Origin of the sequence: Streptomyces corchorusii (genome assembly GCF_001514055.1) — a bacterium.
In the GTDB taxonomy this organism is placed as follows: Bacteria; Actinomycetota; Actinomycetes; order Streptomycetales; family Streptomycetaceae; genus Streptomyces; species Streptomyces olivaceoviridis.
This window is the reverse complement of record NZ_KQ948379.1, coordinates 82,735-92,371: the sequence shown is the minus strand read 5'-3', so window position 1 is coordinate 92,371 and position 9,637 is coordinate 82,735. Positions and strand designations below refer to the sequence as shown.

Here is a 9,637-nt window from a genome sequence, read left to right as displayed (position 1 = left end):
TCCCGATCGTGATGACCGGAGACGGGGTATCAACATATCTGGCGTTGATTTTTGGCACGCTGTTGAGTTCTCAAGGAACGGTCGCTTCCTTTGTACTCACCCTCTCGGGCTTTCCTCCGGGCGCTTCCCTTCGGTCTTGCGTTTCCGACTCTATCAGATCTTTTTCCGATCCGATTTCCTCGGTGCTTTCCAGGTTCTCGCTTTCGCGTTTCCCTTTCCGGCGGTTCCGACTTTATCAGAAGTTTTTGGCCGGTCGAACCAGCCGCTCATTTCTGAGTAATCGGGAGGGTGCTTCTCGGAATGTCACTCAGGACTTCTGAGGAAGCTCATAGATTCTATCGGCTGCCGGGGAGCTTGTCCAGCTCCGGGCAACTGTTTGAATCTACCTCCCCACTCCCTCCGTGTCAACGGCTCTCGTGGGGCGAAGAGGAGATTAGCAGCTCACAGGGGTCGAGCGCACATCCGCCGGCCGTCAGGCGGCCGTGGGGACCGAGGCGCTGCGGTCCATCGCTTCGAGATCGCCCGTCTCACCTGTGCGTGCGGCACGTCCGCCCAGCACGTAGACGTACGCCAGGAACCCCAGCTCGGCCGCGACACCGATGCCGACGCGGGCCCAGGTCGGCAGGCCGGAAGGGGTGACGAAGCCTTCGATGGCTCCGGAGACGAACAGGACCAGGGCGAGTCCGATCGCCATGCCGACGGCGGCCCGTCCCTCCTCCGCGAGCGCCGTGCGCCGGGTGCGCGGGCCGGGGTCGATGACGGTCCAGCCGAGGCGCAGGCCCGTACCGGCGGCGACGAACACCGCGGTCAGTTCGAGCAGGCCGTGCGGGAGGACCAGGCCGAGGAAGGTGTCGAGGCGGCCGGCCGAGGACATGAGGCCGAAGCCGACGCCCAGGTTGAGCATGTTCTGGAAGAGGATCCAGAGGACGGGCAGTCCGAGGAAGACGCCCAGGACCAGGCACATCGCCGCCGCTTGGGCGTTGTTCGTCCACACCTGGGCCGCGAAAGCGGCTGCCGGATGGCTGGAGTAGTAGGTCTCGTACTCGCCGCCGGGCCGGGTCAGCTCGCGCAGCTGGCTGGGTGCCGCGATGGACGACTGCACCTCGGGGTGGGTGCCGATCCACCAGCCCAGGAGGACGGAGATGGCGGTGGAGACCAGCGCGGTGGGCACCCACCAGTGGCGGGTGCGGTAGACGGCGGCCGGGAAGCCCTGGCCGAGGAAGCGCGCGACGTCTCGCCAGGAGGCGCGGCGGGTGCCGGCGACGGTGCTGCGCGCGCGGGCCACGAGCCGGCTGAGCCGCCCAGTCAGTTGCGGGTCCGGAGCGCTCGACTGGATGAGTGACAGGTGGGTGGCGGTGCGCTGGTAGAGGACGACGAGTTCGTCTGCTTCGGCGCCCGTCAGCCGGCGTCGGCGGCCGAGCAGTGCATCGAGCCGGTCCCATTCGGCTCGGTGTACGGAGACGAAGACGTCCAGGTCCATCGGGTCTGCCTGCTCCTCGGCTGGTCGTCCACGGCTCGTCGTGGGTGCTCGGGCTTGCTGTCAGCTTGTCGTACTGCGGCGCGGCGCGCCCTCAGCTTGGCAGACTTGCGGTTCAGGGGGCAGACCAGGGAAGGGCGGCGGGCGTGAGTGAGCTGGTGACGGGCGAGGCGGTGGCGCTCGAACTGCGGCCCGCGAAGCTGCCGAGCAGGGCGCTGGCCGTGTTGTTGGACCTGGTCGTGGCGGTGGTCGCGTACGTCGTCGTGCTGATGGTGCTGGCCGTGTCGACGGCTTCGCTGGATGAGGCCGCGCAGCTGGCGCTGTCGATCGCGACGTTTCTGCTGGTGCTGGTCGGCGGGCCGATAGCCGTCGAGACGCTCAGTCGCGGGCGTTCGCTGGGGAAGCTGGCGTTCGGGCTTCGGGTGGTGCGGGACGACGGTGGGCCGATCCGTTTCCGGCACGCGCTGGTGCGGGGCGCGGTCGGGGTGGTGGAGATCCTGATGACGTTCGGGGTGGTGGCCTGCATCGCCTCGCTGGTCTCGGCGCGGGGGCGGCGGCTCGGGGACGTTTTCGCGGGCACCCTGGTCGTGCGGGAACGGATACCCGCCGGGCGGGCCGGCTTCGTTCCGCCTCCGCCGCCGTGGCTCGTGGGGTGGTTCGCCGGGCTGGACCTGTCGGCGGTCCCGGAGGGGCTGTGGCTCGCCGTCCGGCAGTACCTGACGCGGATGCAGCAGCTTGATCCGCAGGTCTCGACGGGCATGGCGGAGCGGCTGGCGGCCGATCTCGCGGAGCGGACCGGGACGCCGGTGCCGCGGGATCTGCCTCCCGCCGCCTTCCTGGCGGCCGTGGTGCACGAGCGGCAGTCCCGTGAGGCCCGGCAGGTGTTCGGGAGGGGCGGCGGCGTGCCGTCGGACGGCTTCGCTCCGCCGATGGCGGCGCCCGAAGCCCGGCCGCCGGCTGCGACCGCGGTGCCGCCGGTGGCGCAGCCGGCGGTACCGCCGATGGCATCCGGAGCCGCATCCCGGCCGCCGCAGGCCCCTCTCGCGCCCTCGTCGGCGCCGCCGCCGGAGGAGCCGCGGGCCGATCGGCCGGCCACGGGGTTCGCGCCGCCGGCGTAGGCGTGGAGTGTGGTCCCGCCGTGCTCGCGGCACCCGGGGCCGCCGGAGGTAGGGGGGTCAGTCGAATCGCGACGGCGGGGACTGGAGGTCTTCCAGCTCGATCCCGGGCGCGGCGAGGACGACGTCGCCGGCGATGTGCACGGTGTGCTGCTCCCCGGTGTCCAGCGCTGTGACCTGGTATTCGTCCACGGTCAGGGGGCCGTTGTCAGTGGCGTGTGCTTCGCTGTTCACCAGAGCCCAGGACTGGTCCACGGTGCGGGGGGCGAGGACGGGGTCGGTGAAGGCCACGAGGCGTACGCGGGTCGCGGCGGACGAGGGGGTGAGGCGCAGGAGCCGGGCGGTGGCGACGAGGAACGCGGGGGACGTGCCGGTGAAGGCGTGGGCGCGCACATTGCCTTCGGTGGCTTGGGTGCCGGTGGGGTCGGTGCGGACCCAGGTGACGCCGTCGAGGGCGGCTCCGCGCACCTGCCAGTCACCCGCGTGGAGTTCGAGGCGGATGGGACGGCCGAGGTCGTCCAGGGCGAGGTCGACCGAGCCGCGGTGGTCGCCGGCGGGGCCGGTCAGCCGGGAGACATAGCGCCAGCCGGACGGGCCGGGGGCGCACTGGAAGTGTTCGTCCGCGAGGGGGGTGTGATCGTGCGGATCGTGGAGCGAATAACGGCCGCGGGGCATGGGGGTCCTGGGTCTTGACGGGCTGATCCGGCCGGGAGGGCATGGGTCCGGAAGCGGTACGGCGAGGGGTCCCGCAGATTCCTGGCTCCCTCAGACTCCGGGTCCTGGAAGCAAGCCATGGGTCTGGGAGCCAAAGGGGCAGGCCCCCGGCACGGGGGTGCGGGGGCCTGTCTCGGAGGACCTGCTGCCGGGGAGGGTGCGTCGGTGCACCGGCGCACCCTGCCCGGCGGGCCGGACTACGCGATCACCGGATCAGTAGCGGTAGTGGTCCGGCTTGTACGGGCCGTCGACCTCCACGCCGATGTACGCGGCCTGCTCCGGGCGCAGCTTGGTGAGCTTGACGCCGAGCGCGTCCAGGTGGAGGCGGGCGACCTTCTCGTCGAGGTGCTTGGGCAGCACGTAGACGCCGATCGGGTACGCGTCGGGCTTGGTGAACAGCTCGATCTGGGCCAGGGTCTGGTCCGCGAAGGAGTTGGACATCACGAACGACGGGTGGCCGGTGGCGTTGCCCAGGTTCAGCAGGCGGCCCTCGGACAGCACGATGATCTTCTTGCCGTCGGGGAAGGTCCAGGTGTGGACCTGCGGCTTGACCTCGTCCTTGACGATGCCGGGGACCTTGGCGAGGCCGGCCATGTCGATCTCGTTGTCGAAGTGACCGATGTTGCCGACGATGGCCTGGTGCTTCATCTTGGCCATGTCCGAGGCCATGATGATGTCCTTGTTGCCGGTCGTGGTGATGAAGATGTCGGCCTTGTCGATGACCTCGTCGAGGGTCGTGACCTGGTAACCGTCCATCGCGGCCTGGAGGGCGCAGATCGGGTCGATCTCGGTGACGATCACGCGGGCGCCCTGGCCGCGCAGGGACTCGGCGCAGCCCTTGCCCACGTCGCCGTAGCCGCAGACGACGGCGGTCTTGCCGCCGATCAGGACGTCGGTGGCGCGGTTGATGCCATCGACCAGGGAGTGGCGGCAGCCGTACTTGTTGTCGAACTTCGACTTGGTGACGGCGTCGTTGACGTTGATCGCCGGGAAGAGGAGGACGCCGTCGCGCTGCATCTCGTACAGGCGGTGGACACCGGTGGTGGTCTCCTCGGTGACGCCGCGGATCTCCGAGGCGAGCTGGGTCCACTTCTGGGGGTTCTCGCCCAGGGTGCGGTGCAGCAGCTGGAGGATGACGCGGTGCTCGTCGGACTCGGCGGTGTCGAGGGCGGGGACCTCGCCGGCCTTCTCGTACTCGACGCCCTTGTGGACGAGGAGGGTGGCGTCACCGCCGTCGTCCAGGATCATGTTCGGACCGCCGGTGGGGCTGTCCGGCCAGGTCAGCGCCTGCTCGGTGCACCACCAGTACTCCTCCAGCGTCTCGCCCTTCCAGGCGAAGACCGGGATGCCCTGCGGGTTGTCCGGCGTGCCGTTCGGGCCGACGGCGATGGCGGCGGCGGCGTGGTCCTGGGTGGAGAAGATGTTGCAGGAGGCCCAGCGGACCTGGGCGCCGAGGGCGACCAGGGTCTCGATGAGCACGGCGGTCTGCACGGTCATGTGCAGCGAGCCGGTGACGCGGGCGCCGGCGAGCGGCTGGGCCTCGGCGTACTCCTTGCGGATCGCCATCAGGCCGGGCATCTCGTGCTCGGCGAGGGTGATCTCCTTGCGGCCGAACTCGGCCAGCGAGAGGTCGGCGACCTTGAAGTCCTGTCGGTTCTCGACAGTCGTCATTACGAGCTGCTCCTCGGGGTTGGGTCGAGGTGGGTACGGCTGGTCTGCGCGGCGGCGGACACAGGGGTGCCCAAGAAGAGGACACAGGCATGCCCGCGTACGCGCAGCGCAGTCCGTCGGAGGCCCTCTCTCCCTCGGTCGGTCCGCGTGGGACCGCCCGACCGCCATCAGCAGCGACGTCTGGCTCCGTCCCAAGCTACACGGTCGGCCCGGTCGGCCCCAGTCCGCATGAGCATTCGATGGGTCGGGTGCGCGGCGTTTTCGCCTGCCGTCGACGGAGGGGGCCGGTGACGGAGCAGGGTGCGCCGAGCGGTCACGGCGAGCGGTCACGGCGAGCCCGGCGCACGGAGCGTTCACGGAGGACCGCTATCCTCCGCGCCGCGGACTGGCCGCAGGGGAAGGGGCGGGACATGGCGGACAGAGGCCGGGGACTGGGGATCGCGGCGCTGGTGGTGGGGCTGCTGGGTGTGGTGCTGGCCGGGGGCGCCTTCGTCTACGGGCGCGGCGCGTACGGCACGGGCACGCAGCCGAGCCAGAGCATGGAGCCGACGTACCAGCGGGGTGACCGGATCGTCTGGGAGCGGGTGGACGGCAGTGAGGTGCGGCGCGGGGACGTCGTGGTGTTCTCGATGCCGGGGCGCTACCGGGCCGAGGGTGTTTTCATGCAGCGGGTGATCGGCGTGGGCGGTGACCGTGTGGCGTGCTGCACGACCGTGGGCTCCGAGGAGCGGGTCACCGTGAACGGCAAGCCGATCAGGGAGCCGTATGTCTACGAGGGCGACGCCGACGGTGTGCACCGGCCGTACGACGTGAAGGTGCCGCAGGGCCGGCTGTTCCTGATGGGTGACCACCGGTCCGACTCGATGGACTCCCGCTTCTTCGCCGCCGATCACGGCGGGACCGTGCCGGTGGACGCCGTGCGGGGGCGGGTGACGGACGACCGTACGGGCCCGGCTCTGCTGGGCACGGCCCTGCTCGTGGGCGGTCTGCTGGTCCTCACCGGTGCCGGGCTGGGGATCGCCGCCGTGGTGGTCCGGCGGCGGAAGGCGCCGACGGTGCCGCCGGCGCCCTGGCCCATGCAGCCCGCTCAGGGCTGAGGGGCGTACCGCCCGGCGTGCTCAGTGACCCGCGGGGTGCGGGGTCGGGCCGCCCGGGGTCGCCTGCGGGTCCGGGCCCTTGGCGGCCTCGGCCTCGCTGTAGATGTCCGGTTCCAGGTAGATGACGCGGGCGATGGGGACGGCGGCGCGGATGCGGGCCTCGGCGGCGTTGATGGCGCCGGCGACCTCGGTGGCCGTGTCGTCGTGCCGGACTGCGATCTTGGCGGCGATCAGCAGCTCCTCCGGGCCGAGGTGGAGGGTGCGCATGTGGATGATGCGGGTGACCGTGTCGCCGTCGACGATCGCGGCCTCGATCTTCTTTATGTCGTCGAGCCCGGCGGCCTCGCCGAGCAGCAGCGACTTGGTCTCGGCGGCCAGGACGAGGGCGATCAGGACGAGCAGGACGCCGATGCAGAGGGTGCCGATGCCGTCCCAGACGCCGTCGCCGGTGAGCAGGGAGAGGCCGACGCCGCCGAGGGCCAGGACCAGGCCGATGAGGGCGCCGAAGTCCTCCAGGAGGACGACGGGCAGCTCGGGGGCCTTGGCGCGGCGGATGAACTCCTTCCAGGAGAGCGTGCCGCGCAGGCCGTTGGACTCCTTGATGGCGGTGCGGAAGGAGAAGCCCTCGGCGATGATCGCGAAGACGAGGACGCCGACCGGCCAGTACCAGTGCTCCAGGTCGTGCGGGTGGCGAACCTTCTCGTAGCCCTCGTAGATGGCGAACATGCCACCGATGGAGAAGAGGACGATCGAGACGAGGAAGGCGTAGATGAACCGCTCGCGGCCGTAGCCGAAGGGGTGCTGCGGGCTCGCCTGGCGCTGCGCCTTCTTGCCGCCGACGAGCAGCAGGAACTGGTTGCCGGAGTCGGCGAGCGAGTGGACGCCCTCGGCGAGCATCGAGGAGGAGCCGCTGAACGCGAACGCCACGAACTTCGATGCCGCGATGGCGAGATTGGCGCCGAGTGCCGCCACGATCGCCTTGGTACCGCCTGACGCGCTCATGTGGTCGCGTTGTCCCTTCGCCTCTGTCGTCCTGGTGCGTCCGTCCGGACGAGTGCCCGGCTTTGCCCGGCCTTTGCCGGTGGGCCATTCTTGCAGCCCGGCCGGGCACTGGTGCGTCAGGTATCCACAACCCCGGTCATATGATCCACAGGCCGTTCATGGCCTCGGTCACACGATCACGGTGGCGCGGAAGACGGTGCCCGCGCCGCTGATCTGCGCCCGCTCGCCGGCCGGGACGAAGACCGACTGGCCGGGGCGCAGTTCGTACTCGCCGGCCCGGACGGTGCCGTCCGTGCAGAGCAGGATCTGCGAGGTGTCCCGGGTGAGGTCGTGGGCGGCGCCGCCCTCGGGGAGGACGTACCGGGAGAGCCGGAACTCGTCGATCGGGGTCTCGTAGACCTCCTCCCCCTCCGGGGAGGCCTCCGGGCGCAGCACGCCCGGGTCCGTGGGCTCGAAGCGGACGATCCGCAGGAGTTCGGGGACGTCGACGTGCTTGGGGGTCAGGCCGCAGCGCAGGACGTTGTCGGAGTTGGCCATGATCTCGACGGCGAGGCCGTTGAGATAGGCGTGCGGGATGCCGGCGCCGAGGTACAGGGCCTCGCCGGGCTGGAGCCGGACGTGGTTGAGCAGCATGGCCGCGATGACGCCGGGGTCGCCAGGGTAGTGGTGGGCGATGTCGGCGTAGGGGGCGTAGGCACCGCCGAGGCGGGTGCAGGCGGCGGTGGCCTCGGCGACCGTGTGGGCCATCTCCTCCCGGTCGGCGCTGAGGATCGCGGTGAGGACCTCGCGCAGGGCCTCTTCCGCGGGGTGTGCGTGCAGCAGGTCGACGTACGGCTTGAGGGAGTCGACGCCGAGCCCGTCGAGCAGGTCGGCGGCCTGGACCGGGTCGCGGAAACCGCACAGGCCGTCGAACTCGGTGAGGGCGCAGACCAGTTCGGGCTTGTGGTTGGCGTCCTTGTAGTTGCGGTAGGGGGCGTCGACCGGGATGCCGCGCCGCTCCTCGTCGGCGTACCCCTCCTGGGCCTGCTTCAGGTCGGGGTGCACCTGGAGGGACAGGGGCGCGCCGGCGGCGAGGATCTTGAGCAGGAACGGCAGGTGGGGGCCGAACCTGGCGACCGCGCGGGCGCCGAGTTCCCGCTCCGGGGCGGCGTCGATGACCTCGGCGAGGGTCCCGCGCGCGGTGCGTGACGGGGCGCCCGGATGCGCGCCCATCCACATCTCCGCCTGGGGTTCGCCGGTCGGCTCGACGCCGAGGAGGTGCGGTATGGCGGTGGGAGAACCCCAGGCGTAGGGGCGGATGGTGTTGTCGAGGCGGTCCATGTGTCTTCTCTGTCTCCGTACGTACGCTGCTCGGCCGCACCGGCGACTGTGCCGGCGCGGTGCCGGGGGCGGGCTCGGGCTCGGGTCGTCCGGCCCGGAGCAAGATCAGGCCCCGGAAGCGAGCGCCAGGTAAACGGCGGCGAAATCCGTGACGGCGATCAGTTCCGCGAGGGTCTCCAGTTCGCCGCCCTTCTCCGGTTCGAGTTCGCTGATCGCGGTGTCGTGGCTGAGGGCCACGTCACGGGCGGCGGGGGCGGCGGTGAGGCCGCTGATCGGGCGGTCACGGAGCAGCACCACGCGCGCGTGCAGCGCGGGCGGCTCCTCGACGCGGTCGCGGAAGAAGTCCTCCGGGTCGGCGCTGGCGGCGAGCGGGCCGGCCAGCAGGGCGCTGTGCGCGGCGAGTGCCTCGGGCAGTTCGGCGACCAGGGCGGGGCGGCCGGCGAGTTCGGCGAGCGCGGCGGCGAAGCGGCGGCCCGCCGGACCGGCCGAGGACCCTTCCGTCCACACCAGGGGGAGCGCGTCGGCGAGTTCGGCGGCGAGGGTCTTCGCCGGGTTGCTGTAGGTCGCGATGGCGGGACCGCAGCGCTCCGCGATGTGGTCGAGGCGGTCGGCGACCTTCTCCAGGGCGTCCGGCGGGGCGGCGATCAGGCCGATCCGGTCCAGGAGCGCGAGCAGCGGGGTCAGCAGCGCCCAGAAGACGCCCGGGGAGGACGCGGCGAGCGGTTCCTCCTGGTCGTACGGCGCCGTCGCCATCGGTACGAACAGGCCGTGCGCGCCGGCGACCGCTTCGGCGAGCGGGGTGCCGGGCGGGGCCACGGCGACGACCGAGCAGCCACGGCGGTAGGCCTGGTCGGCGAGGAGGGACAGGCTCGGTTCGCTGCCGTCCGGGGTGGCGATCAGCAGCAGGTCCACGGAGCCGGCCCAGCCCGGGAGTTCCCAGCGCAGGGCGCCCGCGGCCGGGGCGACGCCGGTCGGGGCGAGCCGGACGACGGGGCTGCCGGGGCCGGCCAGGGTGCCGAGGAGGTCGGCGGTGTGGGTGGCGGCGGCGCCGGGGCCCGCGATGAGGACCGCGCGGGGGCGGCCGTCGGGCTTGAGCTCGCCGATGCCGGCCTCGGTGGCGTGCCGGGCGGCGGTGCGCACGCGGGCGCCGGCCTCCGCCGCGCCGCGGAGCAAGCCCCGGTGGTCGGCCTCCGCGAGGCCCTCCGGGGTGTCGAGCAGCGATTCGTCCAGCATGGGCGGCA

At 71.6% G+C, this 9,637-nt stretch carries 9 protein-coding genes; 3 read left to right on the top strand and 6 right to left on the bottom strand.

Annotated features, from left to right (window positions below; all coding sequences use genetic code 11):
- Positions 1-320 (top strand): hypothetical protein (locus tag AQJ11_RS50625; RefSeq protein WP_208616758.1); only part of this gene is annotated, 320 nt, incomplete at its 5' end.
- Between the two features lie 152 nt (positions 321-472).
- Here AQJ11_RS50625 and AQJ11_RS42885 read toward each other — a convergent pair.
- On the bottom strand, positions 473-1,480 hold the full coding sequence (locus AQJ11_RS42885; protein ID WP_059267067.1) for a stage II sporulation protein M: 1,008 nt from the start codon (positions 1,478-1,480) through the stop codon (positions 473-475).
- A 143-nt stretch (positions 1,481-1,623) separates the two neighbouring features.
- Here AQJ11_RS42885 and AQJ11_RS42880 point away from each other — a divergent pair, with 143 nt between their 5' ends.
- Positions 1,624-2,595: an RDD family protein gene (locus AQJ11_RS42880; RefSeq protein WP_107120970.1), complete on the top strand. Its 972-nt coding sequence runs from the start codon at positions 1,624-1,626 to the stop codon at positions 2,593-2,595.
- A gap of 57 nt (positions 2,596-2,652) precedes the next feature.
- On the opposite strand, the gene AQJ11_RS42875 is transcribed toward AQJ11_RS42880, so the two are convergent.
- Positions 2,653-3,267 (bottom strand): hypothetical protein, encoded by a 615-nt coding sequence (locus AQJ11_RS42875; RefSeq protein WP_014673086.1) that lies wholly within the window; start codon positions 3,265-3,267, stop codon positions 2,653-2,655.
- Positions 3,268-3,519: 252 nt separating this feature from the next.
- Entirely contained in the window at positions 3,520-4,977 is a 1,458-nt protein-coding gene (gene ahcY / locus AQJ11_RS42870; protein ID WP_014673087.1) for an adenosylhomocysteinase, read from the bottom strand.
- Positions 4,978-5,516: 539 nt separating this feature from the next.
- Here ahcY and lepB point away from each other — a divergent pair.
- Positions 5,517-6,074, top strand: coding sequence for a signal peptidase I (lepB, locus tag AQJ11_RS42865; protein WP_059267070.1), 558 nt, complete (start codon positions 5,517-5,519; stop codon positions 6,072-6,074).
- Positions 6,075-6,095: 21 nt separating this feature from the next.
- On the opposite strand, the gene AQJ11_RS42860 is transcribed toward lepB, so the two are convergent.
- The 3 genes from AQJ11_RS42860 to AQJ11_RS42850 form a co-directional block, all read right to left on the bottom strand.
- Positions 6,096-7,076, bottom strand: coding sequence for a cation diffusion facilitator family transporter (locus tag AQJ11_RS42860; protein ID WP_014673090.1), 981 nt, complete (start codon positions 7,074-7,076; stop codon positions 6,096-6,098).
- 168 nt (positions 7,077-7,244) lie between these two features.
- Entirely contained in the window at positions 7,245-8,396 is a 1,152-nt protein-coding gene (manA, locus tag AQJ11_RS42855; protein ID WP_059267066.1) for a mannose-6-phosphate isomerase, class I, read from the bottom strand.
- Positions 8,397-8,501: 105 nt separating this feature from the next.
- Positions 8,502-9,629 (bottom strand): SIS domain-containing protein, encoded by a 1,128-nt coding sequence (locus tag AQJ11_RS42850; protein ID WP_059267065.1) that lies wholly within the window; start codon positions 9,627-9,629, stop codon positions 8,502-8,504.
- Between the last annotated feature and the right edge of the window lie 8 nt (positions 9,630-9,637).

Coding starts and splice junctions, on each gene's coding strand:
- AQJ11_RS42885 (WP_059267067.1), bottom strand. CDS start 1,480: ATGGACCTGGACGTCTTCGTCTCCGTACACCGAGCCGAATGGGACCGG.
- AQJ11_RS42875 (WP_014673086.1), bottom strand. CDS start 3,267: ATGCCCCGCGGCCGTTATTCGCTCCACGATCCGCACGATCACACCCCC.
- ahcY (WP_014673087.1), bottom strand. CDS start 4,977: ATGACGACTGTCGAGAACCGACAGGACTTCAAGGTCGCCGACCTCTCG.
- lepB (WP_059267070.1), top strand. CDS start 5,517: ATGGAGCCGACGTACCAGCGGGGTGACCGGATCGTCTGGGAGCGGGTG.
- AQJ11_RS42860 (WP_014673090.1), bottom strand. CDS start 7,076: ATGAGCGCGTCAGGCGGTACCAAGGCGATCGTGGCGGCACTCGGCGCC.
- manA (WP_059267066.1), bottom strand. CDS start 8,396: ATGGACCGCCTCGACAACACCATCCGCCCCTACGCCTGGGGTTCTCCC.
- AQJ11_RS42850 (WP_059267065.1), bottom strand. CDS start 9,629: ATGCTGGACGAATCGCTGCTCGACACCCCGGAGGGCCTCGCGGAGGCC.